The following is a 25,150-nucleotide window of genomic DNA, read 5'->3' as shown; positions in this document are numbered from 1 at the left end:
GACGCGTGCATGTCAATGCAGGGAGCGGACCGGCTTGCGGCGCCCGCCGTGCGGCAGGCGCCGTGGCCGGTGTCAGAAGGTGCGGTCGAGCAGGTCGAGCAGGGCCGCCCAGTGGCGCTCGTCGGCCTTGCGGTCGTACGCCGGGGTGTCCGCCTGGGTGTAGCCGTGCGAGGCGCCCGGATAGACCTCGCAGGTGTGCCGGACCCCGGCATCGGTCAGGGCCTTCTCGAAGCGCTCGATCTGCTCCGGGGGCAGCGACGGGTCGTTGTCGGCGTGTCCGAAGTACAGCTCCGCGGTGATGTCCGGGGCACCCAGGTGCGGGCTGGTCGGCTGGTCGGTGGCGAGGCCGCCGCCGTGGAAGCCGGCCGCCGCCGCGATCCGGTCCGGGTGCGCGGCCGTCGTCCACAGGGTCAGACGGGCACCCATGCAGTAACCGGTCACCGCGACCGGCCCGTCGGTGACCAGCGGGCTGTCGGCCAGCCATCGCAGATAGGCGCCCGCGTCCCGCTTGACCAGGTCCGGGGTCAGCGAGGCGACGACCGTGCCGAGCCGCTCCCAGATCGTCGGATCGGCGTCCGGGTCGATGAACTCGGGCAGTTCGACGACCGGGGTGCGGCCGAGGCGGTAGAAGACGTTCGGCACCAGCACGGTGTACCCGGCGGCGGCCAGCCGGTCGGCCATCGACCTGAGGTGTGGCCGCAGGCCGTAGGCGTCCTGGTAGAACAGCACACCCGGGCGGGGGCGGCCGTCGGCGGGATGGGCGAGGTAGGCGTCGGCGACGCCGTCCTCGGTCGTGATGTCGACATCGATTGCCTGGACATCGGTCATGGTGGGCAGGCCTCCCTGGGGACATGGGCGTCGGGCGGCGCTGGGCCCTCGACGCCACGGCTGTGGCCCATGCTGTCATGCAAGATCCGCAGCCCCGCACCGGGACTGCCCCGCGCTCACTCGAAACGGCTGGTGTCCCCGGCGCCCCGCCGCACGATCTCCGCCTCACCACTGGAGAAGTCCACGACCGTCGTCGGCTCGGTGCCGCAGTCGCCGGAGTCGACCACCGCGTCCACCACGTGGTCGAGCCGGTCCTTGATCTCCCAGCCCTGCGTCAGCGGCTCCTCCTCGTCCGGCAGCAGCAGCGTGCTGGACAGCAGCGGCTCGCCCAGCTCCGCCAGCAGCGCCTGGGTGACCACATGGTCGGGGATGCGCACGCCCACGGTCTTCTTCTTCGGGTGCAGCAGCTTGCGCGGCACCTCTCGGGTGGCCGGCAGGATGAAGGTGTAGCTGCCCGGCGTCGACGCCTTCACGGCCCGGAACACGTCCTTGTCCACCAGCACGAACTGGCCGAGCTGCGCGAAGTCCCGGCACATCAGGGTGAAGTGGTGCCGGTCGTCCAGTTGGCGGATGGAACGGATCCGGTCCATGCCGTCCCGGCTGCCCAGCCGGCAGCCCAGCGCGTAACAGGAGTCGGTCGGGTATGCGATGAGTGCTTCCGAGCGCACCGCGTCGGCGATCTGGGTGATGCTGCGCGGCTGCGGGTTCTCGGGGTGCACGTCGAAGTACTTCGCCATTCACCGAGCTTATGCCGTCAGCGGGCGGAGGGCGTGCATCGCGGGACGGCGTCGCGTCCACGCTCGCCGACTCCGTGCCCACGCCGCCCTGCGCATGAAGCCCGGCAACGTCAGCGCGCCGGTCTCCCGGCCGACCGAGCAGGGTCTGCCGGAGCGCAGGCAGCACAGCGCAGACAAGCGGGCCGCCCGGCTGCGCCTCCTGCCGGTAGCCCGGCACCGCCCGGCCCGAGGAGCACGTCACGGGGAGGCGGCCTTCCCCAGCGGACCGCCTCGTGAAGTGGTGGTGTACTTCCCGGTTTTCGGGGCATGCGCCCCGTGAGCCGTCCTAGGCCTCCCCCCCGGCCCTGGACGCGGCATCTCCGCCGGTGGCCCATCCCCCCCGGGCCGCCGGCGGAGCCGTGCCCGGCGCGGGAGCGCGCCGCGTTCGGGTAACGTGCCGATGCGTAAGCCCAGGTCGACACGGAGGCGAGGAGAGGGGGGCACGTGGCCGGTCGACCGGACGGGGCCCCGCCGTTCCAGCAGCCGTACGGCGGGGACGGCGCCTGGGCGCAAGAGTTGCTGGACCAGCTGCGGCCCGCCGGGCGTGATCTTCGCCGGCTAGCCGACTGGCTCGCCCGGACCGTGAGCGCGGCGGTGAGCCTCCAGGACGACCGCGGGGTCCTGCTGGCCGGCGAGCGGCTGCCGCTCGACCCCGCCGTCGTCGCCGACGTCGCCACCGGCCGGGCCTCCGCCGCATCCCTCGACGACGGGGCACGGATGTGCGGCTGGTCGGATACGGCATCCGGGGCCCGGCCCGGCGCCGCGAGCCGTCCTCGCGGTGGCCCGCCCCGAGCCCTTCGAGCGGCGCACCACCGAGATCCTCGGCCACACCGTCGGCGTACTGGAACTCCTGCTTAAGGAACGGGATTCGGACGAGTCCTGGCGGCGGCTGCGGCGGGCCACGGCCGGTCTGCGGCCGGCGATCCTGCAACTGCTCATGGTGGAGGCCGCGGGGCACGACCGGAACGGGGGACCGGTCGCGGCCCCGCGTGCCGCCTCATCCGGTGCGCGAGACCGGCAGGTTGTAGACGTGCGCCGGAGAGATGATCTTCGTGATCGCCTCGACCAGGACGGTGCTGGGCTCCTGGGACCGGTAGCCGGTGTCGGTGTTCAGCAGTGCGACGAGTGTCGTCCGTGTCGACGGCAGGTAGATCGTCACCGTCTCGTAGCCGGGCAGGGAGCCGTTGTGGCCGATCCATCCCCGCACGTCGAAGATGCCCAGTCCGTATCCGGCGCCCTTGATCGAGCCGGTTTCCGGGGTGATCAGCCGCTGCTTCTGGGTGGCGGAACCGATCATCCGGGTCCCGTCGGGGAACCGGCCCGTGGCGACCGTGGGCGCCCAGGTGTGCAGGTCCCGGAGGTTCGAGATCATCGCGCCGGCCGCCCAGCCCCAGGAGGGATTCCAGTCGGCCGCGTCCGCTTCCTTGCCGTCCGCCGTCTGCACGGTGTAGCCCTGCGCGTGCGGGGCGGGGAACTCGTTGCCGGTCGGGAAGAGCGTGTGCTTCATGCCGGCCGGATCGAGGACGTGCTGCTTGATGTAGTCACCGAGGTGCTGCCCGCTCTCCTTCTCCACCACCAGTCCGAGCAGGATCAGGTTGGTGTTGCTGTAGGAGAACTTCTGCCCCGGCGGGAACAGCGGCGGACGCTTGAAGGAGTAGGCGAGCAACTGCTGGGGAGTGAAGGGCCGTTGCGGGTGCGAGGTGAGCGCCTTGTCGAAGTCGGGGTCCTCGGAGTAGTTGTACAGTCCGCTGCGCATGCCGGCGAGCTGACGCAGGGTGATCTCGTTCCCGTTGGGCACGCCGCCGATGTACTTGCCGATCGGATCGTCCAGGCCGACCTTCTTCCGGTCCACCAGCTGCAGCAGCGCGGTCACGGTGAACGTCTTGGTCTCGCTGCCGATGCGTACGTACAGGTCCGGCGTCATCCTCTGCCCGGTGCTCTTGTCGGCGACCCCGAACGAGCGGACGTAACTCGGCCGTCCCGGCGTCCAGATGCCGACGGTCACGCCGGGTATGTTCGCCTCGTGCATCACCTCCCGCACGGCGCCGTCCAGTTGGCGCGCCACGCCGGGGGTCAGGTCACGGACGGCCGGTCCCGAGGGAGTCGGGCTGGGCGAGCCGGCGGCGACGGCGGCCGGCACAGAGGCCGGTGAGGCCAGGACCGGGCCGGCGGCGCAGGGTGTCATCAGCGTACCCACCGCGACGGCGACCGCGGCCCCCCGCAACAGGCGTGCGGACGTATGCGACATGGGCTGACTCCAAGCACGTGGGTGGTGAGCGTGCGATGGGCGGGACGTCGGAGCCCTGACCGTCCCAGGATAGGAGCGCACCCGCTGCCGCGCCCGTCGGGCTGCCGCTCGGTTCGCGGCTGTCGGCGGGATGCTTGTCCGACGAATGGAAGGCCACGTTCCGGCGATGGCCTCACCCGACCCGGTGAGCCTGCGGCGCAGGGCGTACCGGTGACGGCCCATGGGCGTTGCCCCGGCATGAACCGCTTGGACCCGGCGAACCGCTTGGACTGGCTGGACCGGATCGAACGGCTGGACCGGATGCGCCGGTCGGGCCGGCCGGCCCGGGTGGACCGTGCCCGGGAGCCGATCTACGCCCGTCTCGTCACCGAGTGGCGGGCGCAGGGACGCACCGTGCCCGCGGAACCCGAGACCCGGTCCGCCGCCCGCCCCGGGACCGGCTCGGGCGGGCGTCCCGCGCCCGAGCGCGCCTGAACCGTCACTGCCCGCACAGCGGCGCGAGGACGGCGAGGGTGCCGTTGGCCTGCCGCAGCGCCTCCTCCAGGGCGCCGGGCAGATGGAGCGCGCCGGAGCCGTCGGGAGGCACGAGCCACTCCAGGGATCGCGCGGGCCGGTACGGCGGCGGTACGGCGACCCAGGCCCCCTTGGTCGCGTACCGCAGGCCGGCTCCCACCCAGCCCCCCGAGGGGTCCGGCGGCAGGAAGAATCCGACCCGGCCCGCCGCCGTGTCGACCAGCGTCGGCCCCGGCACGGGCATCCCGGGCCGCCACAGCAGGTCGAGCGTGAGCAGGCCAAGCCGCTCGGGGACGCTCAGCACGTCCCAGAAGCGTCCCGCCTCCAGCAGCGCGATGCCCTCGCCGTGATCCCACTCCCATTTGCACGAGCGCGGGTCCACCGACGCCGCGGCCAGCCACTCCACGCCCCGCATCCACATCGTGTTCGTCATGCACTGCTCCGGCTGTCCTCGTCCGCCTGCCCTCGGCAGATGCATGATCGTAGATATTTCTACATGGCGGAAGGGGTGGCGAACCCTGGCGTTTGAGCCGGAACGTTCGAACTCCGGCCGTGGGTTCGTCAGTTGAGGGAGGGGGGTGCGTCACCCTCCTGGTGGTGGTACCCCGGGTGGGTGCGCTCGATCCGATTGCCCGGGCAATCGATTCACGCGTGAAGTGTTGAAGTAGTCGCCGTTTCGATCGTAGAGTCACCGCATTCGACACCTTCTCCAGCGAGGTACTCCATGGACCGCACGCGTCTGCACGCCCTCCTGGCCCGCGAGAGCGCCGAGGCCGAGCGCCGCAACCCGCGCTCCCGCGCGGCCTATGCGGGGGCCGACCACCTCTTCGGCCGGGTACCGATGACCTGGATGAACAAGACGGCCGGGGCCTTTCCCCGCTATCTGGCCGGTGCGCGCGGCGCCCGGGTCACCGATGTGGACGGGCACGAGTACATCGACTTCTGCCTCGGCGACACCGGTGCGATGGCCGGCCACTCGCCCGCCCCGGTCACGGAGGCCGTGCGGCTGCGCTTCGCCGAGCTGGGCGGGGCCACGGCGATGCTGCCGACGGAGGACGCGGAGTGGGTCGGCGCCGAGCTGACCCGCCGGTTCGGCCTGGCGCGCTGGAGCTTCTCGCTCACCGCCACCGACGCCAACCGCTGGGCGATCCGGCTCGCCCGGGCCGTCACCGGGCGCCCGAAGATCCTCGTGAACAGCTACTGCTACCACGGCAGCGTCGACGAGTCCCTGATCGTCGTCGGCCCGGACGGCGCGGGCACCCCCCGCCCCGGCAACGTCGGTGCCCCCTGCGACGTGACCCTGACCAGCCGGGTGGCCGAGTTCAACGACCTCGCCGCACTGGAGCGTGAACTCGCCCACGGTGACGTGGCCGCCGTCCTGATGGAACCCGCCCTCACCAACATCGGCATCGTCCTGCCCGAACCGGGCTACCTCGCCGGGGTCCGCGAGCTGACCAGGCGCTACGGCAGCCTGCTCATCAACGACGAGACCCACACCTTCTCCGCGGGCCCCGGCGGCTGCACCGCCGCCTGGGACCTGGAACCCGACCTGCTGACCATCGGCAAGGCCATCGGCGGCGGCATCCCGGCCGGCGCCTACGGGCTGTCCGCCGAACTCGCCGAGCGGCTGCTGGCCCGCGCCGACCTGGACCTCGTCGACATGGGCGGCGTCGGCGGCACCCTCGCCGGCAACGCGCTCTCGGTCGCCGCGATGCGCGCCACCCTCGAACACGTTCTCACCGACGAGGCGTTCGCCCGGATGACCAAGCTCTCCGAGCGCTTCGAGGCGGGTGCCCGGGCGGGCATCGAGGCGCACCGGCTGCCGTGGTCCGTGAGCCGGCTCGGCGCCCGCACCGAGTACCGTTTCACCAGCCCGGCGCCGCGCACCGGCACCGGGTCCGCGGCCGTCTCCGACCCGGAGCTGGAGGACTTCCTGCACCTCTACCTCGCCAACCGGGGCATCCTGCTCACGCCGTTCCACAACATGGCCCTCATGTGCCCGGACACCACCGAGCAGGACGTCGACACCCACACCGAGGTCTTCGCCGCCGCCCTCGCCGAACTGGCGGACCGGTAGCCGGGACCGTAGCCGCACGAAAGGACACGCGTGGACGAGATCGACCGGGCCATCCTGCGCGAGCTGCAGACCGACGGCCGTATCGCCTACGCCGACCTCGGCCCGAAGGTCGGCCTGTCGGCGTCGGCGGCGCGGCAGCGGCTGCAACGCCTGCTGGACTCCAAGGCCGTCCAGGTCGTCGGGGTCACCGACCCGATGGCCATGGGCGGACAGGCCATGGCCCTGCTCGGCATCGGCGTCGACGGCGACCCACGCGCCGTCGCCGACGCCCTCGCCGAACGCCCGGAGGTCGTCTACTCGGTGCTGACCTCGGGCGGATTCGACCTGTTCGCCGAGGTGGTCGCCCCCGGCCCGAAGGCCCTGCTGGACTTCGTCAACGACGTGGTACGGCCCCTGGAAGGCGTCCGCGAGATCCAGTCCTTCCCGTACTTCGGCATCCACACCCACCGCTTCCTGTGGGACGTGGGCTGACCGGCGGGGCGGTCAGGCCGCCGGGGGCGCGGGCGCCAGCACCAGCATGGTGACGTCGTCCCGGACCTCGTAGCCCCGCCCCACCAGCTCCGTCCACACCGCCCCGGGCAGTTCGGCGGACGCCGTGCCGGTCAGGGTCGCGAGGCGCGCGGGCAGCGGATAGAAGGCGCCGTCGGCGTCCCGTGCCTCCCACACCCCGTCGGAGGCCAGGAACAGCCGGTCGCCCGGCCCGAGCGTCACGGTGACCTCCTTCGGCGGGCCCACGCCGACCAGCCCGATCCCCAGCGGCGGTCCCGGCACGACCGTCAGCTCCAGGGCGTCCTGCTCGTGCAGCAGCACGGGCGCCGGATGACCGCAGGTCACCAGCCGCACGGCCCGCCCGTCGGGGGAGAACTCCAGCAGGACCCCCGTGGCGAACAGCTCCGCATGCCGCACGGCCGCCGAGTCCACCGCCAGCCTGCGGTCCATCCGCGCGGCGACCGACTCCAGGTCCGGCTCGTCCAGCACCGCCTCGCGGAACGCGCCCAGCAACGACACCACCGTCGAGACCGCCGACAGCCCGTGCCCCTGCACGTCCCCCATCACCGCGCGCACACCGTACGGCCCGGCCCGTACGTCGAAGAAGTCCCCGCCCACCAGCGTCCCGTCCTGCGCGGCCCGGTAGAAGCCCGCGCAGCCCACGTTCCCGACCCGCTCCGGCAACAGCGGCATCACGGCCCGCTGCACGGCCTCGCCGATGGCCCGCTCCGTGTCCAGCTGGGCGTCCCGGCGGCTGCGCACATAGGACACGAACACACTCAGGACGGCCACGAACACGATCGTGAGCAGATCGGTGTTGCCGGGGCGGTTGAGATGGGTGGCCGGGACGTTCAGCACCGCGACCACTCCCGCGCCGAGGAGTGCGGTGGCCAGCGGGCCGTACGACAGGACGGCCAGCGGTGGAATCGCGCCCAGCACGAAACCGGCGTCCCGCGCGTCGGGAGTGATCACCGTGGCCGCGGTGACGCCCCCGAGCAGCAGCACGGGCAGCACCCGAACCCACCACGGCGGTGGCGCGCCCCGCAACCAGCCGCGATTTTCGAGCTCCCGATGCGACAACCCGCCGCACACCGATCTCACATCCCCAAGCTACGCCGCCCTCCGCGCCCAGGCCTCCCGCCGGATATGCGCGGTCTGCGCGGGTCGGTGCCGAGAGGAGAGCAGCAGGCGGCGAACGTCCCGGGCGCCGTCGGCGAAAAGCGGTGGACGCCCCGTGCGCGGCCCGGATAGCCTCAGCCGGCACGCCCGAGACGGACGGAAGGAGGCGAGCGTCATGGCCACTGTCATCCTGCGCTCCCACCTCCCCGTCACCCGGGTGTGCCACGCCTGACCGGGAGCGCATCCCCGCCGCCGTCGTGCGGCACGCCTCCCGGAGGAATCCATGACCACCCTGGTCGTCCGCGCGCTCGACGAGAGCAGCGCACACCTTTTCGACACCATGCCCGACCCGCTGGCACTCCGCGACAAGCACCGCGACACCCGCTACCGCCCCGACTGGCAGCGCATCGCCGTACGCGACGGCCGCACCGTGGCCCGGGCCGCCTGGTGGGGCCGTCCCGAGGACCCCGAGCCGCTCGTGATCAACTGGTTCGACGTGGCCGAGGGCGAGGAGGAGGCCGGAGCCGAACTCCTGCGGACGGCGCCCTGGCGGACCGACGAACTCGAACTCGACCTGCCCTCCGGCTGGCGCGACGACCCGGGACTGCGCGCCGCCGTCGACCTCCGGACCGCCGTCGCACGCGCGGCCGGATACGCACCGCTGGTGGAGCGCTTCCTGTACCGCTGGACTCCGGACCGGGGCCTGCCCGAGCGCCCCGGCCGCCTCGCCTTCGCCGCCGAACCGGACGACGCCGTCTTCTACGACCTGCTGCGCCGCATCCACTCGGTCACCCTCGACGCCCACGCCCGCCGGGCCGCCGCAGAGGGCGGGCCGGATTTGGCCGCGCAGCAGGAACTGGACGTCTTCCACTGGTTTCCGTCCCCGCGCGCCTGGTGGCGGATCGCCCACACCCCCGAGGGCGAGCCGGTCGGCATCCACATCCCCGCGCGCAATCCGTCCGGACCCTGTGTCGGCTTCATCGGCGTCGTGCCGGAACAGCGCGGCCACGGCTACGCCTACGACCTGCTCACCGAGTGCACCCACTTCCTGGCGGCCCAGGGCGCCGACTTCATCGCCGCGGCCACCGACCGGACCAACTTTCCCATGGCCGCGCACTTCACCAGGGCCGGCTATCCCGTCGTACGGGAGCGCATCAACTTCTGGACCGATGGCGTGTCAGTGCCGGGTGACATGCTGGGCGTGGGTGGTGACCGGCCGTGAGACGGCCGTCAACGGCCGCCCGACGACAGGAGATTGGATGACCACGTTACGACCCACACTGATCGACGCCGCCGACGGACTCGCCGCGAACTCGGCGGTCGACGCGGACTCCTGGTGGCTCAGCGCCAGGCTGCACGACCACGAGAAGGTCTTCTGGGTGAAGATCCACGCGATGGAGATGAACGGCGCCTGTCTCAGCACGGTCGCGCTGCTCCGGGAACCGGACGGCCACACCGACGGCAAGCACGCGATCGAGGTCAAGGACAGCGTGACGGTGTCCGCGGACTCGCTCGACGTGAAGACGTCGGTCCTGAGCCTGAGCGGGGACCTGGACCGGCTGGAGATGTCCGGTGCCACCGACACCGCCTCGATTCGGCTCGGCCTTCGGCGCGAGGGTCCCGTGCTCTACAACGGAGGCGCCGGTGTGTTCCCCTTCTTCGGCGGGACGACGGGGCAGTACGCGCTGCCCGGCCTGACCACGTCGGGAACGATCACCGTGGAGGGGACCACACACCAGGTCGGCGGACGCACCTGGTTCGACCGCCAGTGGGTCTCCGGAGCCACCGAGGTGCCGCGGTTCACCTGGCTCGGGCTCGATCTCGGCGCGGGCCGGTATCTGAGCGTCTGGGACGCGGGGGAAGACGGCACCTCCTGGCTCACCGAGCTCAGGCCCGACGGCTCGCATCTGATCACCCAGGCCCGGCGAACCGACCGGGACGGGCACTGGGTTCTGACCGTTCCGAGCCTCGACGCCTCCCTCGCCATCACCCATCGCGAGCTGTTCGCCACGCAGGGCGCCTACACGGGTGCATGCCGGGTGACGGGCACGCTCGCGGGAGAGGACATCGCCGGGCACGGATTCACGGACGTCATCGGCTGAGCGTCTGGGTCCGGGGTGAGCCGGAACGGTTCGGCTCACCCCGAGCGCCGGCACCGGAGGCCGGCGGCGCGCGTCCGCCGGCCCCGGTCGCCGGTCACCGGTCAGTCGGTCGGGCTCAGCTCCCTGCCGTCCGTCAGGCGGGCCTGCGCGGTCGCCAGGATCTCGGTGACGCGGAGGCCGAACGCGGCGTCGCAGGCATGGGGGCGACCGGTGCGGGCGGCCGTGAGCAGGGCGTCGGTGGCCCGGGAGAGCGCGGGGACCGCCCCTTCGGAGCTTCCCGGCATCAGCGTCACGCCCGCCTCGCCCCGCAGTTCCACATCGGCTCCGGCCGCCGCCGGCGGCGCCGTCAGGCTCAGCGTGAGGCTGCTCGAGGCGCCGGTGGCATGGTCCAGGACCAGGTGCACGGTGTCCGCCGGACCGTGCGCCGCCGCCACGACCTGCCGTACGTCGCCGAGGACCGGCAGCAGCACCGACAGGGCGTGCGGACCGACGTCCCACAGCGCGCCCTTCTCCCGCCGCCACGGCGAGGCCGCGAACGGGCTGTCGGAGGTGAACACGGCCCCCAGCCACTGTGCGCGGGCCGTGAACCAGCCTGCCACGGCCGCCTGTTCCTCGATCCAGGCGTCCGGCTCCTTCTGGAAGCGCGCGGTGAAGAAGACCACCGCGGCCACCCCGGCCCGCTCGACCGCGGCCACCACGGCCCGCCCCTCGGCCACCGACAGCGCGAGCGGCTTGTCCAGCAGCAGATGACGGCCCGCCCGGGCCGCACGCACCGCCAACTCGGCCTGCACCGACGGTGGCAGGGCCACGGCGACGGCGTCCACGTCGGCGAGCAGCGCGTCCACGTCGTCGTACGCGGGGACGTCGTACTGTCCGGCCAGCGCCGTGGCGGCCTCCGGCCGGCGGCCCCACACCCCGGCGAACTCCACGCCGGGGTGCCCGGCGAGGGCGGGGGCGTACGCCGCCTGGGCCCACGGGCCCGTCCCCAGCAGTCCGATACGCATGTGGCGTTCCTCTCTCAGAGCCGATCCCCGCACCTTCAAGAGCCTGCGCTCCCCTCGGCCTCCGCACACCTGCCGTCCGGATCCCCGTCCGCGGCGAGCCATTTGGCGATCGTGGCGGCGATGGGCTGACCTGTGTCCATCTCGACGAAACCGAACTGACCCGACTGGTTGCACTCCAGGAACCACCAGATCCCGTCGGCGTCCTCGGCGAAGTCGAATGCGCCGTAGGCCAGTTCCGCGCCGCTCATGTACCGCCGTACGCCCTCGGCGACGCGCGGGGGCACGTCCGCCGGGAGCCAGGGGGAGACCGACGGGGTGAAACGGACGTCCACGTCGTCCGGGTGGGCGTCCGGGTCGGCGGGCTTGCGCGCGGCCAGCAGCGTGTCGCCGACGACGGTGAGCCGGATGTCGGCCCGTTTGGCGATCCGCCGCTGCAGCAGCGTCGGACCGAAGGCCACCGCCGAGAAGTCGGTGTCCGGTGCGACCCTGCTGGTCGGCACGGTGCGCGGCGGCTCCTGTGGATGCGCGCCGGACACCGGCTTGACCACCAGGTCCGGGAAGCGCTCCGCGAACTCCCGGGCCGCCTGCGGGAAGGTGGTGATCAGCGTGGCCGGCACGGCGAGGCCGCTGCTCTGGGCGAGATGCAGCTGCCAGGGCTTGTGGCGGGCGCGGCGGGCCGCGTCCGGATGGTTCATCCAGCGCGCGTCGGTCGTGCGCAGCATGCCGTACAGCGCCTGCGACGACTCCTCCGTCAGCCAGGCGGACGGCTGGGCGGCGCGGGCGGCGGCCTCGCCCGGCCTGCGCACCCAGACGGAGCGCAGGCCGTCCATGCTCACCAGGCGCCCGCCGACGGACAGATGCCCACGGCAGGCGCCCCGCACGTACTCGCCCGACAGCGCCACCCCGTTGGTCAGATCGGCGGGATCGAGCCGGACGACGGGCACACCGGCCTCGCCCAGCCGGAGGACCACCATGTCCGCCGTCACGTCCTCTTCACTGGTCAGGATGAGCACGGTCATCTTGCAAGGCCCGCGCTCAGTCGTCGAAGTGCGTCTTGGAACCCGCCGTCGAGGTCGTGGTCCCCAGAGCTCTCAGGGTCGCGTGGTCGGTGGCGGCGATCCGCCCGTCCGGGAGGACGTTCAACTGCAGTCCGGAGTCATACGCATACGGAGTGGTGACGTCCAACTGCACAGCGGGCCGCGCGTAGTTGAGCGTGAACGGTTGCATGGTCTCTCCCTGATTCGGCTTTCACGTCCTTATACGAATCGAACGGGTGATTGGTTTCCTCACGCTGAGTAACCACAGGCCGGAGGGGATGCCCCGGTGGGCACCGCAAGACGGTGTGCCTGCATGGCCCATGACGCCGGAGAAGCGCCGGACGTTGCGCTTCCGGCGGGGGAAAAGAAGCGGTCACCCTGCGAGCGACAGCGCCCTCCGGGCCGCCGTCAAAGCCTGATCGGCGTATCCCCGGCCGAACAGCACGGCGTGGACCAGCAGCGGGAACAGCTGGTGCACGCCCACGCGGTCGCGTCGGCCGGGCGCGAGCGGGGCCGTCTCCTCGTACCCGGCGAGCACCCGCTCGAGATGAGGACAGCCGAAGAGCTCCAGCATCGCCAGGTCCGTCTCCCGGTGACCCCCGTGCGCGGCCGGGTCGATGAGCCGGACCTCGCCGTCGGCGCCCCACAGCACGTTCCCGTTCCACAGGTCGCCGTGCAGCCGCGCCGGCGGCTCGGCCGGTCCCGCCAGATCCGGCAGGCGCGCGCAGAGGCGCTCGAACACGGCCGCCTCGCCCGGGCGGAGCGTGCCACGGTCGACCGCGCCGCGCACATACGGCAGCACGCGGTGCTCGGCGTACCAGCCGGGCCAGTCGCCGCCCGGCACGTTCCGCATGGGTGCGAGGCCGATGAACGCGTGCTCGGGGCCGCCGGGCGGCGCGGCTCCGAAATCCGAAGCACCCGCGGCGTGCAGGGCGGCCAGGGCCTGGCCGAAACGATGCGCCGCCTCCGGGTCGGGCCGCCCGGTCGGCACCCGCTCCGTCACCATCCAGCGCTCGTCGTGACCGAGCACCGCCGGCACCCGGACCGCCTTGGCCGCGGCCAGCCAGCGCAGCCCCGCCACCTCCGCACGTACGGCCCCTGGGGCGTCACCCCGCTTGACCATCACCGAAGTGCCGCCGTCCAGCGTCACCTCGGCCGGCGACCCGGGGACCGCCCGTGCGCCGGTGACCGGGCGTCCGGTGAGCCGGGACGCCACCTCTCCCGGATCCTCGCGATGCTCGTCTCGGTCGGTCACGCCCCCAGCGTATGTCCCGCAACGGGGGCCCGCAGGAGCGGACTTCGACCATTGCTATGACTGTTTTCGGTCAAACCCAGGTGGTAACTACCCGTGCTGAATCCGTACTAGCGTGAGGGCGCCGCGTCGCCACACCAGGGGCACAGGGCCCGACCGGGACTAGCGCGCGGCGGAGGATTTCCCCTTGACCACAGCATCCGTGCTGATGGCCGACGTCATCGAAGTCCAGCCGTACACCTCCCACTGCGAAGTCATCCTGGGCGAGGGCGCGCACGCCGTGATCGGTGTGTCCCCCGGGCAACAGCTATTTCTCCGCCCGCCGCCTGCACGACCTCGCCCGCTGGGGACTGGACCACTTCGACAGGGTCGACTTCGTCCACACCGATCAGTACGTCGCCGAGATGTACGAGGCGTCCGGCTACCCACCGGACGAGGCCCGGCGCAAGGCGGTGAAGAACGTGCGCGGTGTGCGCGCCAAGGTCCGTGACGCGGTGTCGGCGGCCGACCCGCAGGGCCTGCGGACGGACTGGCACCGGATGTCCGAGTTCCGCACCAACCCCGCCTACCAGGACATCCATCGGCAGCTCAAGGCCCGCCTGGCCTCCGACGGAGTCTTCCGGGCCGTGTGCGACGCCCTGGTGAATCGTTTCCTCAGTGCGCGTGGCGAGACGCCGACCGAGCGGCAGCGGGCCGTGTGCCTGGAGTACGTGTGCGCCGAGGCGCCGCTGTTCCTGGACACCCCCGCCATCCTCCAGGTGCCCTCCTCGCTCAACTGCTACCACCAACTGCTGCCGATGGCCGAGCTGTTGTACTCCCGTGGCGCCGGCCTGCGCGCCTCCCGCGACCAGGGCCACGCCATCGTCACCCCCGTCACCTGACCCGAGGCCGGGCGGTGGGCTGCCGGTGCGCGCCCGGCGGCGGTTCCCGGCGGGCGCGTCCGGAGTTCCGTCAGTGACCGGCCGGGTGCGTGCCCCGGGTCAGGCCCACCGGATTGCCCGGCGGCAGGAGGCCCGAGGTCTCGACCATGTGGGCCAGCGGGTCCAGCAGGTCGGCCAGGCGCGTCGTGCGGTCGGTGCCGAGGGCGGTCCAGGGTCGTTCGGCCGCCGCGTCCGTCAGTGTCTCCACCTCCGCGCGCACGGACGCGCCGCCCGGAGTGAGGGAACCGTCCTCTTCGAGCAGGCCCTGCTCCCGCAGGCGTGCCCCGGCCGCATCCCAGTCCGCCTTCTCCCACTTGCGCGTCTCCCGCAGGAACGCCCCGTCGGATTCGCCGGCGGCCGCCTTGAGCACCATGGCCTCGACCGGCCCCAGCCCCTGACTCACCAGCACCGCGACATGCGCGTCGCCCCGGTGCTCCCGCAGGGTCGTCAGGCCCTGCCACAGTCGTGCGGTGGGCCGGTCGGGACGCTCCAGCGCCTGGTTGGCGGCGGCCAGCACCCGCCCCGCGGTGTCCGCCGCCGCGGCGGCCTCCCAGGCGAGGTCGGCGGCCTCGGCGAACTCGGCCGAGCCGACGGTGTCCGGTCCGAACAGGCCGGTCATCGCCGCGTCCAGGGCGTCCTGACGGGCGGCCAGCACCTCGGCGGGAGTCGCGTACGCCCAGGCGTCCGGCAGGGCCCGGGCCACGCGGGAGGAGTGGAAGACGTAGAAGCAGCTCGTCACGACGGACGGCGGGACCGCGCCGAGCGGTGCGGCGCGCAGCGCGAAGTACCCCATCCAGAAGCCGCGCATCCCGAGCGCGTTCGCCGCCCGGTGCACCTCCGGTGCGAAGTACACGAGATCGTGCACCGGTTCGTACCTCTCCCACAGGACCCGCGCCATCGCGTCCGCCACCGCTTCCTCCCGCCGCGTCGAGCCGTCGGCACCAGCCTGCGTTATGACGGCGGTCATAACAAGAGGAACGGGACCTCCCGAGCCGGACCGGCCGGATCTCACCCGCGCAGCGGCCGGACGCGGCCGATGGCGTTGCCGATCAGTTCGGTGAACCACACGGCCCGGTCGGGGCCCGTCGCCACACGGAAGGGCACCTGGCGGCGCCGTCCGGCACCCGGAAGGTGGTGATCGTGCCCCGCGCGGTGATCCTGCCGATCCGACGGGAGCTGTCGGCGTACCGGATCAGGCCGTCGGGCGGGCCGGGTCGCAGGGGTGCTGCCGGAATTGATGGAGTGTCGGATTCAGACCAGGAGTCCCCACACGGCCGTACGACCCGATCGATCCGGTGGGAGTACGTCGCTCGGGGGACCGGCCGCCGACCCCGGGCGAGGGCAGTGCGACACGCCGGGAGATTCGCCCGGACGGCGGGCCACGAAGGCGTGATCGCTGGGACAGACGGGTGGCGCGGTGACTCGGCTGGGTGGCTCGAATGGTGTGAGCATGCGTACTCGCTGACGGTGGTTCATGTCGAGGACCGGTCTATCCAGCTGATGACGGATCCGCTGCCCGGCCACGACGGAAGGACATCGCTATGCGTTCTGCCCGCATGATTCTGGCCACGGCGGCCGCTACCGCCGCACTGGCCTTCGGCGCGCCCGGCGCCGCCTTCGCCGTTCCGGCGGGCGACGACGGGGGCCGAGACGACTCCTCCTACAACCAAGGACACGACTGGGGCTCCGACGAGGACCAGGGTCGCGACCACGACGATGATCACGGAGACGACCACGGCGGGGACCGTGGACACGACGAGCCGCGCGGTGGAATCCACACCGGTGGCGGAGCACTGGCCATGGTGCGAGGTGACGACCGGGGCGATGACGACGACCACGGTCGGGGTGAGGACCACGGCCGGGGCGACGACCACGGGAACGACGACGAGCCCGGCCGGGGCGACGACGACGGGTGGGACGGCGACCAGGGCGGGAGCGACCACGACAGGGGCCGCGGGCACCACGGGCCGCGTGGCGGTGTCCACACCGGTGGCGGTGCGCTCGCCACGGTGCGCGGTGACGACTGGGGCCCGGGCGGCGACGGCGGCGGGTACGGCGGTCGTGACGGCGGCGGCTACGGCGGTCGTGACGGCGGCTGGGACGACGGTGGTGACGGCGGCTGGGACGACGGTGGTGGCGACCACGACAGGCCGCACGGTGGCATGCACACCGGCGGCGGCGCGCTCGCGACTCCGGGTGTCACTGCGGGCGGCCTGGCCGTGCTGGCAGTGGGCGCAGGCGGCATGTACCTGCTGCGCCGCAAGAAGGCCGGTCAGCCGGCGTCCTGACCGAACGATTCCCCAGAGAGGCTGCGGCCGCCGTCGGCGCGCCCATCGCGTCGGCGGCCCGCACCTGCGAGCTTTCCCCCACGTCTGTGCGCACTCCGTCTCTTCGTGCAGGCGCCCCAGTACGTCCCTCCCCGCGCGCCCGGAGACGTTCCGGCGCCCTTGTCCAGATCCCCGTGCTGCCGTGCCCGAGTGAGGTGGTGTCCGATGGCAGCAGATCCCTCCTCCCCGACCTCCGCGAAACCGCAGGAAGACGGGCGGAGTTCCGGCCGCGGCGGGCGGCTGACGCTGTTGGGCGTGGCGATCGTCCTCCTGACCGTCAGCGTGTTCGGCGGCAACCACACCTCGGACGGCTCGCCGCCGGCGTCCCGTACCGCGGGTGCGGGCGGGGGCACGAGTGTCGCCGCCCCGGCCGATCCACAGCAGGTCGATCCGCAGCAGTTCGCCCCGGAGCAGGGCGCCCCCCAGCACGCCGAACCGCAGCACGCCGAACCACAGCAGCCCGGCACGGGGCTGCCCAGGTCCAAACCGACCCGTCTGCGCATTCCGAAGATCGCCGTGGACGCCCCCTTCACCACCCTGACGCTCGCCGCCTCGGGGCAGCTCAACCCGCCACCGGCGGGCGACACCAACCTCGTCGGCTGGTACGCCGGGGGCGCCTCGCCCGGGGAGATGGGCACCGCGATCATCGCCGGGCACGTCGACACGAAGACCTCCGCGGCCGTCTTCGCCCGTCTGAACGAGCTGAAGCCCGGCGACCACTTCACCGTGGAGCGCGCCGACGGACGCGACGCCGAATTCGTCGTGGACGACCAGGAGACCTTCGCCAAGGACGACTTCCCCAGCAAGCGGGTGTACGCCGACGCCCGGCGCCCCGAGGTGCGGCTGATCACCTGCGCGGGGCAGTACGACCACGCCGCGAAGGACTACAAGGACAACCTCGTGATCTTCGCCCACCTGGTGTGAGCGGGCCCGTACGGATCAGGCGACGCCGCCCGTGAAGGGGCCGCCCGGCCCGAACGCCAGCGCCGCGAACCGCTCGCCGATCCGGCGGTGCGCGGCGGCGTCCGGGTGCAGGCCGTCGGGCAGCGGCAGCTCGCCGAAGTCGGCCTCGCCGTACAGCTCACGGCCGTCGAGGTAGTGCAGCCGCGGGTCCTCCGCGGCCCGGTCGCGCACGATCCGGGCCAGTTCCTCCCGGACGACTCCCAGGGTGAGTTTTTCGCTCGCCTTCTCCGCCGGGTCGCCGGCGGCCCGGAACCGCAGCCGCCCCTCGCTCAGGCCGGCGAAGTCCGGGAGGCTGGGGCCCGGCGTGTCCTCGTGGATGGGGCACAGGATCGGCGAGACGACGAGCAGCGGCGTGTCGGGGTGCCCGTCGCGGATGGTGTCGAGGAAGCCGTGGACGGCGGGACCGAACGCACGCAGCCGCATCAGATCCGCGTTGACCACGTTGATGCCGAGCTTGACGCTGATCAGATCGGCCGGCGTGTCGCGCAGGGCGCGCGCGGTGAACGGGTCGAGCAGGGCGCTGCCGCCCAGCCCGAGATTGATCAGCTCCGCCCCGCCGAGGGACGCGGCGAGCGCCGGCCAGGTGCCGGTCGGGCTCGCGGCGTCCGAGCCTTGGCTGATGGAACTGCCGTGGTGCAGCCACACCTTGCGGCCGTGGTGCGGTACGGCTGCCACGGGCGCGTCGGTGCGCAGGGCGACGAGTTCGGTCGTCTCGTTGTGCGGCAGCCAGATCTCCACGACCTTGGCGGTGTCGGGCAGCCCGGAGAAGCGCACGGTGCCGACCGGGCCCGGCCGGTGCTCGGCCGTACCGGCGGTCATGTCGATGGTGAGCGTGTTGCCGCCGGCGACCCGGCCGCTGCCGGCCGGACGTCCGTCGACGAGCAGGTCGTACACGCCGTCCGGGCGCGGCGGTGCGCTGACGTAGACCCGCTTGGTGGGCAGGGTGTCCAGCTCGACGGTGGTCGCGCGGGTGCGGAAGACCAGCCGTACACCGGAGGGCTGGGACTCCGCCATGGCGAGCTGAGGGTCGGCGCACTGCGCGCGGGCGCGGGCCGGCAGCCGGTGCGGCAGCAGGCCCCGGTCGGTGCGTTCCAGATCGAGGGCGCCGCGCACGAGTTCGGGGGTGAGCGGGGTGGTGTGCATGGTGTCGGCCTGCGTTTCCGGGGTCAGGGGGTGGGCCAGTTGCGCAGCAGGGAATCGAGGGCGTCGAGGACGCGTGTCCAGGACTCCTGCGAGTCGGGGGCGCTGTGGCTGAATCCGCCGGCCGTCTCCAGGCTGACGTAGCCGTGGAAGACGCTGCCGAGGAGCCGGACCGCATGCGTCTGGTCGGGCTCGGCGAGGTCGTAGCCGCGCAGGATCGCCCGCGTCAGCTGCGCGTGCCGGGGGCCGGCGCTCGCGGCGGCCGTCTCGGGGTCCAGCGGGTGCCGGGCCGCCGCATAGCGGCCGGGGTGCCGGTGGGCGTAGTCGCGGTAGACATCGGCGAAGGCGGCGAGGGCATCCTTGCCGGACCGGCCGGCGAGCGCGTCGGCGGCGCGGTCGGCCAGCTCCTCCAGGGCGAGCAGCGCGATCCGGGTCTTCAGGTCCTGGGAGCTCTTCAGGTGCGAGTACAGACTCGCGACCTTGACGTCGAAGCGCCGGGCCAGCGCCGACACGGTCACCTGGTCGAAACCGACCTCGTCGGCGAGTTCCGCGCCCGCACGGACCAGGCGCTCGGTGGTCAGGCCTGCGCGCACCATGATGTCTCCCTCCTCTGCCATAAGCGATTATGGAGGTTCCTAAAAGCTTTAGGCAAATGGAGGGGCGATTAAGGGATCAGTCGCCTGTGGACTCACGGATCACCAGGGAGAAGGGTCCGACGAACTCCTCCTTCTCCGCCGGCGGCCCCGCCCCGTTCAGTCGCGCGACGAGCAGGGCGACGGCCCGCTCCGCCATCAGGTCGTGGTCCGGGTCCACCGTGGACAGCGACGGGACGAGGAACGCGCTCTCGTCGACGTTGTCGAAACCGATCACCTTGACCTGCTTCGGCACCCGCACCCCCGCGTCCGCGAGACCGCGCAGCACGCCCATCGCCACGGTGTCCGTCACACAGAACACGCCGTCGAAGTCCAGCCCGTCCGCCACCATCGCGCGCGCCTGCCGGGCCCCCGCCTCCATGGTGAGCGCGGCCACGCTCCGCACCAGCTCCGGATCCCCGGGCAGACCGGCGGCGGCCAGCGCCTGCCGGTAGCCGGAGTGCCGCAGGCTCGACACGTCGATCTCGTCCCGCAGCCGCCCGCACACCAGGGCCACCCGCCGGCAGCCCCGCTCGACCAGATGCCGGGTGGCCGCCGCCGACGCCTCGACGTTGGGCATGGCGACATGGTCCACCGGCCCGCCGAAGATCCGCTCGCCGAGGATCACCACCGGGTGGTCCACCTCGAGCGCCCCGACGTCGGCCGGGCCCATGCCGACGGTGCTCAGGATCAGCCCGTCGTAGAGCCGGTTGCGGGACTGGGACAGCGCCGCCAGCTCGTTCTCCCGGCGGGCCCCGGTCTGCTCGATGCCCACCCGCAGCCCGTGCCGGCCCGCCGCGGCGATGATGGCCTCGGCCAGCCTGCCGTAGTACGGGCGGTTCACCTCGGGCACCGCGAGGCCGATGGTGCCGGTGCGGCCCTTGCGGAGGTTGCGGGCCGCCACGTTGACCCGGTAGTCGAGCCGGGCCATCGCCGCCAGGACGCGCTCGCGGGTGGCGGGGCGGACGTGGGGGTGGTCGTTGATGACGTTGGAGACGGTCATCGCCGACACGCCGGCCGCCTTCGCCACGTCCTGGATCGTCGCCACGCTCACTCCTGCCCGGTGTCCTGCGAGGAAGGACGCACGCCGTCCTCCGCGAGACGACAGAGCGCGGCCCCATGGGCGGGCAGGTCGACCGTCAGGCACCGGCCGTCGTGCGCCACGCCGGTACGGGTCCACAGCTCGCGGACGCGATCGGCCGGGCGGGCATCGATCGAGCCGAGCGGCACCTCGTACCGGCGGGGCCCGTCGGCCAGGGAGAACACGGCGGCGTAACGGGTACGGCCGTCGGTGTCACGGGCGGTCCACAGCACCAGGTCGCCCTCGCGCAGCACCTCGCGGTTGCCGGTGCCGTGCATGAGCACGGCCAACGCCTCGTCGTTGGTGAGGAGTTCGACGGTCTTCGGCGGGCTGCTCGGCAGGTCACCGCCCATCATCAGCGGCGAACGGGAGATCAGCCACAGGGTGAGCAGGCTGATCTGTTCGGGCCGGGTGAGCCGGGACAGCCGGTCCTCGCCGCGTTCGGCGCGGATGCCGATACGGCCGAGCGGCAGCATGTCGGCGTCCGCCCAGCCGCCTGGGCCCTGCCAGGGTGCCCATCGCGCCATCCGGGCGAACTGGGCCTCGACGTCCTCCCACCGGTCCCACAGGTCGTCGCAGACCCGCCACATGGTGGCGTGCTCCCGCAGATGCTCCAGCCGGGCGAGGGACACGTCGGTGCCGGGGGACAGGCTCAGCTCGATCGGCCGGCCGCTGCGCTCGATCGGCCGTGCGTAGGCGGCGATCTCCCGCCCGTGGTACGGGAAGAGCATGTCGTCGGCCTTGACGAAGTCCACGCCCCAGGAAGCGAATTGGGCGACCTGGGAGTCGTAGTAGGCCTGGGCGCCCGGGTGGTCGTGGTCCAGGCCGAAGTTGTCGGAGTTCCAGGGGCAGACCGAGCCGGTGTCGGCGATCTCGTCGGCCGTGAACTCCGTGCCGGCGACGGGCAGTCGGGCGGCCACGGCCCGGCGCGGTATGCCCCGCATGATGTGCAGACCGAAACGCAGCCCGAGGTCGTGCACCCGCCGGGCCAGCGGGGCGAAGCCGGCCCCGCCGGCGGCGGAGGGGAACCGGTTCGGCGCGGGGAGCTGGCGGCCGTACGCGTCCAGGACCAGGGGCGCGTCCGCGTTGTAGCCGTGGGCACGGGCCGTGGGCTCGTACCACTGGATGTCCACCACCACCATGTCCCAGCCGTGCGGAAGCAGGTGGTCCCGCAGGAACTCCGCGTTGGCGAGGACCTCCCGCTCGGTGACGGTCGTGCCGTAGCAGTCCCAGCTGTTCCAGCCCATCGGGGGACGCAGTCGCCGGTCGGGGAGGGGTCGGTCCACGGTCGCCTCCGCTCAGCTCGCCACGGTCATGGGTGCCCGGACGGTCACGAAGGAGTGCGGCGGCAGGGTCAGCGCCAGTCCCCGGTCCGTGACCCGGACGCCGTCGCCGTCGAAGGCGCGCGGCGCCACCGCCTCCGGTGTCTGCGGGGTGTTGTGCGCCTGGGGCTTGTCGGCGGTGAGGATCCGCGCCCGTGCCTCCCCGATCCGGCCGCCGCGCAGGTCCAGGGTCACCTCGGCGGGCTCCTCGGCGTCCAGGTTGCTCAGCGAGATCAGGAGCGTGCCGTCCTTGACACTGGCCGAGACGGACACCGTCTCCAGCTCGGTCTCGCCGACCCGGCGCCGCGCGCCGTCCACGCGCAGATGGACGGGGAGCGAGGTGGCGTCCTGATGGCCCTTGTTCATCTCGAAGACGTGGTACGTCGGGGTCCGCACCAGCGCGTCCCCGTCGGTGAGCAGCATGGCCTGCAGGACGTTGACCGTCTGCGCGATGTTGGCCATCACCAGACGGGCGGCGTGCCGGTGGAAGACGTCGAAGTGGGTGCTCGCGACGAGCGCGTCACGCAAGGTGTTCTGCTGGAACAGGAAACCGGGGTTCGTGCCCGGCTCGACGTCCCACCAGGTGCCCCACTCGTCCAGTACGAGACCGACGGTGCGCCGGGGGTCGTAGCAGTCCATGACGGTGGAGTGACCGGTGAGAACGCGGTCGACGCGCCGGGCCGAGACCATCGTGCGGTAGTAGTCGTCGGTGTCGAAGACCGTGGCGCTGCCCTTGGCCTCCCAGGGCCCGGCCAGCGTGTAGTAGTGGACGGACAGGGCCTGGTAGTAGGTGCGTGGAGCGGCCTCGCAGCCGAAGCAGTTGATCTGCCGCATCAGCGTCTCGGTCCACTGGTAGTCCTCGTCGGAGGCGCCCGAGGCGATCCGGTACAGCTTGTTGTCACCGTGGTCGCGGCAGTACGTCGCGTACTGGCGGGCGAGGTCCGCGAAGTACTCGGCGCGCATGTTGCCGCCGCAGCCCCAGGTCTCGTTGCCGATGCCCCAGAAGCGCACCTGCCACGGCTCCTCGCGCCCGTTCTCCTTGCGCAGCCGCACCATCGGGCTGTCGCCGTCGCGGGTGAGGTACTCGACCCACTCGCTCATCTCCCGGACGGTGCCGCTGCCCACGTTGCCGCTGATGTACGGCTCCGCGCCGAGCAGTTCGCACAGCGCCATGAACTCATGGGTGCCGAAGTGGTTGTTCTCCTCCACGCCGCCCCAGTGGGTGTTGACCATCCGGGGGCGCTCCTCACGCGGCCCGATGCCGTCCTTCCAGTGGTACTCGTCGGCGAAACAGCCGCCCGGCCAGCGCAGGTTGGGGATGCGCAGGGCGCGCAGCGCCTCGACGACGTCCAGGCGGATACCGCCCGCGTTCGGGATCGGGGAGTCGTCGCCGACCCAGAACCCGCCGTAGACGCAGCGCCCCAGATGCTCGGCAAAGTGCCCGTACAGATGACGGCTGATCCTCGGACCCTCGATGTCGAGGTTGATGATCGCGGTGGCGGTGGGCACGCACGTACTCCAATCCGAGATCGTTCGCATCGTTTGTATCGATAAAAATTCGCATCGGGACGGGGGAGCGTCAAGGGGGAGCGCCAAGGGGGCGAAGAGGCGCCGGCGCGGGCCGAAATTGACTCGCAGACGGCGGGAGCCGGGACCTACTCTCCCCGGCATGGCAAAGGCACCCGTACTCACACCCCGGGCGGACGACTTCCCGCGCTGGTACCAGGACCTGATCACCAAGGCGGAGCTGGCCGACAACGGCCCGGTGCGCGGCACCATGGTCATCCGACCGTACGGGTACGGCCTGTGGGAGCGGATGCAGCAGGAGATGGACGCCCGGATCAAGGCGACCGGCACCCAGAACGCCTACTTCCCGCTGCTCATCCCTCAGTCGTATCTGACGAGGGAGGCCGAGCACGTCGAGGGCTTCGCGCCCGAGCTCGCGGTCGTCACCCATGCGGGCGGCAAGGAGCTGGAGGAGCCCGTCGTGGTCCGCCCCACCTCCGAGACGATCGTCAACGAGTACTTCGCCAAGTGGGTGCAGAGCTACCGCGATCTGCCCCTGCTGATCAACCAGTGGGCGAACGTGGTGCGTTGGGAGCTGCGCCCGCGTCTGTTCCTGCGCACGACCGAGTTCCTGTGGCAGGAGGGCCACACCGCGCACGCCACGTACGAGGAGGCGCGCGCCTTCGCGGCTCGCGTCCAGAGCGAGGTCTACGGCACGTTCCTGCGCGATGTCCTCGCCATGGACTTCGTCTCCGGACGCAAGACGGCCAGGGAACGGTTCGCCGGAGCGATCAACACCCTCACCCTCGAGAGCATGATGGGCGACGGCAAGGCCCTCCAGATGGTCACCAGCCACGAGCTGGGCCAGAACTTCGCCAAGCCCTTCCGCACCCAGTTCGTGACGCAGGACGGCCGGCAGGAGTACGTCTGGCAGACCTCCTGGGGTTCCACCACCCGCATGATCGGCGCGCTGGTCATGACGCACGGCGACGACGACGGGCTGCGCGTCCCGCCCCGTCTGGCGCCGGTCCAGGCGGTGGTCATCGCCGTCAAGGGCGACGAGGAGGTGCCGGCCCGCGTCCGCGCGATCGGCGAGCGCCTGAGGGAGGCGGGCGTACGCGTCCACGTCGACGACCGTACGGACGTGCCGTTCGGCCGGCGCGCCGTCGACTGGGAGCTGAAGGGCGTGCCCGTGCGGATCGAGGTGGGGCCCCGTGATGTGGAGCACGGCAGCGCCGTGCTGGTCCGCCGGATCCCGGGCACCAAGGAGCCGGTCGCGGCCGAGGCACTGGCCGCGCTCCTGCCCGGGGTGCTGGAGGACGACCAGGCGCTGCTGCTGGAGCAGTCCCGCCGGCGCCGCGAGGAGCGCACGGTCGAGGTGACCTCCGTCGAGGAGGCCGCGGAGGCCGCCGCCACCGGCTGGGCCCGCATCCCCTGGGCCACGCTGGGCCCGGAGGGCGAGGCGAGGCTCGCCGAACGGGGCGTGTCGGTGCGGTGCCTGCTCGCAGCGGACGGTTCGGCGCCGGAGAGCGAGGACCAGCCGGGGAATGTGGCGGTGGTGGCACGGGCCTACTGAGGGGAGCGGGCGCCCCCGGACGGCCGCGGTGCGCTCGTCCGCTGGACGGGGCGGGCCGGTCCGTCCGTGCCGGGCGCCTGACCGTCGGATGTGGCCGGTGGTGCGCCGGGCGTCGTCGGCTGCGCGGGCCGCTTGGCGATCGAGGTGAGGGGGCGGCCGGCGTCGGGCAGCAGGTCGCGGGCGGCGAAGGCGTGGAAGACGAGCCTGCCGCCGGGGGTGGTGTCGGCGACCGTCATGA

Annotated in this window: 26 protein-coding genes and 1 pseudogene; 11 read left to right on the top strand and 16 right to left on the bottom strand. The window is 72.4% G+C overall.

Translation table 11 applies throughout. The features are described 5' to 3' along the window. Window positions 1-72 precede the first annotated feature (72 nt). Window positions 73-828, bottom strand: a complete 756-nt coding sequence (locus ACQPXS_RS06305; protein ID WP_433447758.1) for a dienelactone hydrolase family protein — start codon at window positions 826-828, stop codon at window positions 73-75. 116 nt (window positions 829-944) lie between these two features. Continuing rightward, window positions 945-1,565 (bottom strand): L-threonylcarbamoyladenylate synthase, encoded by a 621-nt coding sequence (locus tag ACQPXS_RS06300; RefSeq protein ID WP_351801787.1) that lies wholly within the window; start codon window positions 1,563-1,565, stop codon window positions 945-947. Window positions 1,566-2,048: 483 nt separating this feature from the next. Here ACQPXS_RS06300 and ACQPXS_RS06295 point away from each other — a divergent pair, with 483 nt between their 5' ends. Continuing rightward, the gene (locus ACQPXS_RS06295; protein ID WP_433447756.1) at window positions 2,049-2,462 is read left to right on the top strand and encodes a hypothetical protein; all 414 of its coding nucleotides are present in this window, start codon (window positions 2,049-2,051) and stop codon (window positions 2,460-2,462) included. A 139-nt stretch (window positions 2,463-2,601) separates the two neighbouring features. On the opposite strand, the gene ACQPXS_RS06290 is transcribed toward ACQPXS_RS06295, so the two are convergent. Further along, complete coding sequence (locus ACQPXS_RS06290; protein WP_433447754.1) at window positions 2,602-3,852, bottom strand: serine hydrolase domain-containing protein; 1,251 nt, start codon at window positions 3,850-3,852, stop codon at window positions 2,602-2,604. Between the two features lie 237 nt (window positions 3,853-4,089). Between ACQPXS_RS06290 and ACQPXS_RS06285 the strand changes: the two genes are divergently transcribed. Continuing rightward, the gene (locus tag ACQPXS_RS06285; protein ID WP_433447751.1) at window positions 4,090-4,326 is read left to right on the top strand and encodes a hypothetical protein; all 237 of its coding nucleotides are present in this window, start codon (window positions 4,090-4,092) and stop codon (window positions 4,324-4,326) included. Window positions 4,327-4,330: 4 nt separating this feature from the next. Here the strand turns inward: ACQPXS_RS06285 and ACQPXS_RS06280 are convergent, their stop codons facing one another. Beyond that, window positions 4,331-4,798 carry a hypothetical protein gene (locus ACQPXS_RS06280; RefSeq protein WP_433447749.1) on the bottom strand — a complete coding sequence of 156 codons (468 nt, stop codon included), beginning with the start codon at window positions 4,796-4,798 and terminating at the stop codon, window positions 4,331-4,333. A gap of 291 nt (window positions 4,799-5,089) precedes the next feature. Between ACQPXS_RS06280 and ACQPXS_RS06275 the strand changes: the two genes are divergently transcribed. Together ACQPXS_RS06275 and ACQPXS_RS06270 are read left to right on the top strand one after the other, a co-directional pair. Continuing rightward, complete coding sequence (locus tag ACQPXS_RS06275) at window positions 5,090-6,442, top strand: transaminase (protein WP_433447747.1); 1,353 nt, start codon at window positions 5,090-5,092, stop codon at window positions 6,440-6,442. A 30-nt stretch (window positions 6,443-6,472) separates the two neighbouring features. Next, a complete protein-coding gene (locus tag ACQPXS_RS06270; RefSeq protein ID WP_228622050.1) occupies window positions 6,473-6,913 on the top strand; it encodes an Lrp/AsnC family transcriptional regulator in 441 nt (146 codons plus the stop codon). A gap of 12 nt (window positions 6,914-6,925) precedes the next feature. On the opposite strand, the gene ACQPXS_RS06265 is transcribed toward ACQPXS_RS06270, so the two are convergent. Then, entirely contained in the window at window positions 6,926-8,032 is a 1,107-nt protein-coding gene (locus ACQPXS_RS06265; protein ID WP_433447744.1) for a PP2C family protein-serine/threonine phosphatase, read from the bottom strand. Window positions 8,033-8,333: 301 nt separating this feature from the next. On the opposite strand from ACQPXS_RS06265, the gene ACQPXS_RS06260 reads away from it, so the two are divergent. Further along, on the top strand, window positions 8,334-9,272 hold the full coding sequence (locus tag ACQPXS_RS06260; RefSeq protein WP_433447742.1) for a GNAT family N-acetyltransferase: 939 nt from the start codon (window positions 8,334-8,336) through the stop codon (window positions 9,270-9,272). 37 nt (window positions 9,273-9,309) lie between these two features. After that, a complete protein-coding gene (locus tag ACQPXS_RS06255) occupies window positions 9,310-10,152 on the top strand; it encodes a lipocalin-like domain-containing protein (RefSeq protein ID WP_433447740.1) in 843 nt (280 codons plus the stop codon). A gap of 101 nt (window positions 10,153-10,253) precedes the next feature. Here ACQPXS_RS06255 and ACQPXS_RS06250 read toward each other — a convergent pair whose 3' ends face one another. From ACQPXS_RS06250 to ACQPXS_RS06235, 4 genes are all read right to left on the bottom strand, one after another. Further along, window positions 10,254-11,156: a Gfo/Idh/MocA family protein gene (locus ACQPXS_RS06250; RefSeq protein ID WP_433447738.1), complete on the bottom strand. Its 903-nt coding sequence runs from the start codon at window positions 11,154-11,156 to the stop codon at window positions 10,254-10,256. A gap of 35 nt (window positions 11,157-11,191) precedes the next feature. Further along, window positions 11,192-12,175, bottom strand: a complete 984-nt coding sequence (tgmB, locus tag ACQPXS_RS06245) for an ATP-grasp ribosomal peptide maturase (protein ID WP_433447736.1) — start codon at window positions 12,173-12,175, stop codon at window positions 11,192-11,194. A gap of 16 nt (window positions 12,176-12,191) precedes the next feature. After that, a complete protein-coding gene (gene tgmA, locus ACQPXS_RS06240) occupies window positions 12,192-12,383 on the bottom strand; it encodes a putative ATP-grasp-modified RiPP (RefSeq protein ID WP_020938095.1) in 192 nt (63 codons plus the stop codon). A 183-nt stretch (window positions 12,384-12,566) separates the two neighbouring features. After that, window positions 12,567-13,409: a fructosamine kinase family protein gene (locus tag ACQPXS_RS06235; protein ID WP_433455727.1), complete on the bottom strand. Its 843-nt coding sequence runs from the start codon at window positions 13,407-13,409 to the stop codon at window positions 12,567-12,569. 244 nt (window positions 13,410-13,653) lie between these two features. On the opposite strand from ACQPXS_RS06235, the pseudogene ACQPXS_RS06230 reads away from it, so the two are divergent. Next, window positions 13,654-13,716 (top strand): annotated as a pseudogene (locus ACQPXS_RS06230) (hypothetical protein); the annotation flags it as partial. 16 nt (window positions 13,717-13,732) lie between these two features. Continuing rightward, window positions 13,733-14,326 carry a tRNA-dependent cyclodipeptide synthase gene (locus ACQPXS_RS06225; protein WP_433447733.1) on the top strand — a complete coding sequence of 198 codons (594 nt, stop codon included), beginning with the start codon at window positions 13,733-13,735 and terminating at the stop codon, window positions 14,324-14,326. Between the two features lie 70 nt (window positions 14,327-14,396). Here the strand turns inward: ACQPXS_RS06225 and ACQPXS_RS06220 are convergent, their stop codons facing one another. Continuing rightward, complete coding sequence (locus tag ACQPXS_RS06220) at window positions 14,397-15,332, bottom strand: SCO6745 family protein (protein ID WP_433447731.1); 936 nt, start codon at window positions 15,330-15,332, stop codon at window positions 14,397-14,399. Between the two features lie 574 nt (window positions 15,333-15,906). Between ACQPXS_RS06220 and ACQPXS_RS06215 the strand changes: the two genes are divergently transcribed. Both ACQPXS_RS06215 and ACQPXS_RS06210 read left to right on the top strand, forming a co-directional pair. Further along, a complete protein-coding gene (locus tag ACQPXS_RS06215) occupies window positions 15,907-16,653 on the top strand; it encodes a hypothetical protein (protein ID WP_433447729.1) in 747 nt (248 codons plus the stop codon). A 204-nt stretch (window positions 16,654-16,857) separates the two neighbouring features. Then, window positions 16,858-17,616 (top strand): class F sortase, encoded by a 759-nt coding sequence (locus tag ACQPXS_RS06210; protein WP_433447727.1) that lies wholly within the window; start codon window positions 16,858-16,860, stop codon window positions 17,614-17,616. Window positions 17,617-17,631: 15 nt separating this feature from the next. On the opposite strand, the gene ACQPXS_RS06205 is transcribed toward ACQPXS_RS06210, so the two are convergent. The 5 genes from ACQPXS_RS06205 to ACQPXS_RS06185 all read right to left on the bottom strand — a co-directional run bounded on the left by ACQPXS_RS06205 (window position 17,632) and on the right by ACQPXS_RS06185 (window position 23,339). Continuing rightward, window positions 17,632-18,798, bottom strand: a complete 1,167-nt coding sequence (locus ACQPXS_RS06205; RefSeq protein ID WP_433447725.1) for a GDSL-type esterase/lipase family protein — start codon at window positions 18,796-18,798, stop codon at window positions 17,632-17,634. Between the two features lie 23 nt (window positions 18,799-18,821). Beyond that, window positions 18,822-19,391, bottom strand: coding sequence for a TetR/AcrR family transcriptional regulator (locus tag ACQPXS_RS06200; RefSeq protein ID WP_433447723.1), 570 nt, complete (start codon window positions 19,389-19,391; stop codon window positions 18,822-18,824). Between the two features lie 76 nt (window positions 19,392-19,467). Next, window positions 19,468-20,475: a LacI family DNA-binding transcriptional regulator gene (locus ACQPXS_RS06195; protein WP_433447721.1), complete on the bottom strand. Its 1,008-nt coding sequence runs from the start codon at window positions 20,473-20,475 to the stop codon at window positions 19,468-19,470. 2 nt (window positions 20,476-20,477) lie between these two features. After that, the gene (locus ACQPXS_RS06190; protein ID WP_433447719.1) at window positions 20,478-21,794 is read right to left on the bottom strand and encodes a glycoside hydrolase family 27 protein; all 1,317 of its coding nucleotides are present in this window, start codon (window positions 21,792-21,794) and stop codon (window positions 20,478-20,480) included. A gap of 12 nt (window positions 21,795-21,806) precedes the next feature. Beyond that, window positions 21,807-23,339, bottom strand: a complete 1,533-nt coding sequence (locus ACQPXS_RS06185) for an alpha-N-arabinofuranosidase (RefSeq protein WP_433447717.1) — start codon at window positions 23,337-23,339, stop codon at window positions 21,807-21,809. A gap of 160 nt (window positions 23,340-23,499) precedes the next feature. Here ACQPXS_RS06185 and proS point away from each other — a divergent pair, with 160 nt between their 5' ends. Next, entirely contained in the window at window positions 23,500-24,912 is a 1,413-nt protein-coding gene (gene proS, locus ACQPXS_RS06180; protein ID WP_433447715.1) for a proline--tRNA ligase, read from the top strand. Here the strand turns inward: proS and ACQPXS_RS06175 are convergent. Continuing rightward, a complete protein-coding gene (locus tag ACQPXS_RS06175; RefSeq protein ID WP_433447713.1) occupies window positions 24,906-25,148 on the bottom strand; it encodes a hypothetical protein in 243 nt (80 codons plus the stop codon). The genes proS and ACQPXS_RS06175 overlap by 7 nt on opposite strands. Window positions 25,149-25,150: the final 2 nt, after the last annotated feature.

The sequence above is a fragment of the Streptomyces sp. CA-142005 genome (genome assembly GCF_050942335.1).
Taxonomy (GTDB): domain Bacteria; phylum Actinomycetota; class Actinomycetes; order Streptomycetales; family Streptomycetaceae; genus Streptomyces.
Note: the sequence above shows the minus strand (reverse complement) of the source record. Positions and strands in the feature narration are given on the sequence as shown.

Bases quoted from the DNA above. Each gene is read 5' to 3' on its own strand.
- proS (WP_433447715.1), top strand. From the start codon at position 23,500: ATGGCAAAGGCACCCGTACTCACACCCCGGGCGGACGACTTCCCGCGC.
- tgmB (WP_433447736.1), bottom strand. From the start codon at position 12,175: ATGACCGTGCTCATCCTGACCAGTGAAGAGGACGTGACGGCGGACATG.
- tgmA (WP_020938095.1), bottom strand. From the start codon at position 12,383: ATGCAACCGTTCACGCTCAACTACGCGCGGCCCGCTGTGCAGTTGGAC.
- ACQPXS_RS06220 (WP_433447731.1), bottom strand. From the start codon at position 15,332: ATGACCGCCGTCATAACGCAGGCTGGTGCCGACGGCTCGACGCGGCGG.
- ACQPXS_RS06260 (WP_433447742.1), top strand. From the start codon at position 8,334: ATGACCACCCTGGTCGTCCGCGCGCTCGACGAGAGCAGCGCACACCTT.
- ACQPXS_RS06250 (WP_433447738.1), bottom strand. From the start codon at position 11,156: ATGCGTATCGGACTGCTGGGGACGGGCCCGTGGGCCCAGGCGGCGTAC.
- ACQPXS_RS06200 (WP_433447723.1), bottom strand. From the start codon at position 19,391: ATGGTGCGCGCAGGCCTGACCACCGAGCGCCTGGTCCGTGCGGGCGCG.
- ACQPXS_RS06285 (WP_433447751.1), top strand. From the start codon at position 4,090: ATGAACCGCTTGGACCCGGCGAACCGCTTGGACTGGCTGGACCGGATC.
- ACQPXS_RS06300 (WP_351801787.1), bottom strand. From the start codon at position 1,565: ATGGCGAAGTACTTCGACGTGCACCCCGAGAACCCGCAGCCGCGCAGC.
- ACQPXS_RS06280 (WP_433447749.1), bottom strand. From the start codon at position 4,798: ATGACGAACACGATGTGGATGCGGGGCGTGGAGTGGCTGGCCGCGGCG.
- ACQPXS_RS06175 (WP_433447713.1), bottom strand. From the start codon at position 25,148: ATGACGGTCGCCGACACCACCCCCGGCGGCAGGCTCGTCTTCCACGCC.
- ACQPXS_RS06215 (WP_433447729.1), top strand. From the start codon at position 15,907: ATGCGTTCTGCCCGCATGATTCTGGCCACGGCGGCCGCTACCGCCGCA.
- ACQPXS_RS06210 (WP_433447727.1), top strand. From the start codon at position 16,858: ATGGCAGCAGATCCCTCCTCCCCGACCTCCGCGAAACCGCAGGAAGAC.
- ACQPXS_RS06275 (WP_433447747.1), top strand. From the start codon at position 5,090: ATGGACCGCACGCGTCTGCACGCCCTCCTGGCCCGCGAGAGCGCCGAG.
- ACQPXS_RS06290 (WP_433447754.1), bottom strand. From the start codon at position 3,852: ATGTCGCATACGTCCGCACGCCTGTTGCGGGGGGCCGCGGTCGCCGTC.
- ACQPXS_RS06305 (WP_433447758.1), bottom strand. From the start codon at position 828: ATGACCGATGTCCAGGCAATCGATGTCGACATCACGACCGAGGACGGC.
- ACQPXS_RS06255 (WP_433447740.1), top strand. From the start codon at position 9,310: ATGACCACGTTACGACCCACACTGATCGACGCCGCCGACGGACTCGCC.
- ACQPXS_RS06205 (WP_433447725.1), bottom strand. From the start codon at position 18,798: ATGCACACCACCCCGCTCACCCCCGAACTCGTGCGCGGCGCCCTCGAT.